Consider the following 439-nt stretch of genomic DNA (forward strand, 5'->3'; position numbering starts at 1 on the left):
GTGCCACCCGACGGGAGGTTCCAGCCGCGCTGCTGACCTGGGGCAACTCCACCGGCGATGCCTCCGTCCTGCTGAATTCCGTGCTGCGCACCCGCGACCGGGATCGCGGGCATGGTGCCGCCAACCGCACGCATTACAGCAATGGAGAGTTGGACCGGCTGACCGGCGAGGCGGAGCGCGAGATGGACGACGCGAAGCGGGATCAGTTGCTGCAGCAGGCGAGCCTTGTGGCGATCAACGACGCCGCCTTGGTGCCGCTGTATCTGCAGAAAGCGCTGTGGGCGATGCGCCGTGACCTGACCTACACCGCACGTTCGGATGAACGGAACGATCCTCTGGCAGTGCGGCGCACCATGCGTTAAGTGGCTGCGGACGCCTTAAATCCGCGGCTACGCCGTTGTTTGCGACACCGCGGCGCATCAATGCGCGGGGCATACAG

1 pseudogene is annotated in these 439 nt (G+C 65.8%); it reads left to right on the forward strand.

The window, feature by feature from the left end:
- Positions 1-362, forward strand: a pseudogene (locus CHM34_RS19505) (hypothetical protein); the annotation flags it as partial.
- Positions 363-439: the final 77 nt, after the last annotated feature.

The organism is Paludifilum halophilum, from assembly GCF_002245355.1.
Taxonomy (GTDB): Bacteria; Bacillota; Bacilli; order Thermoactinomycetales; family DSM-45169; genus Paludifilum; species Paludifilum halophilum.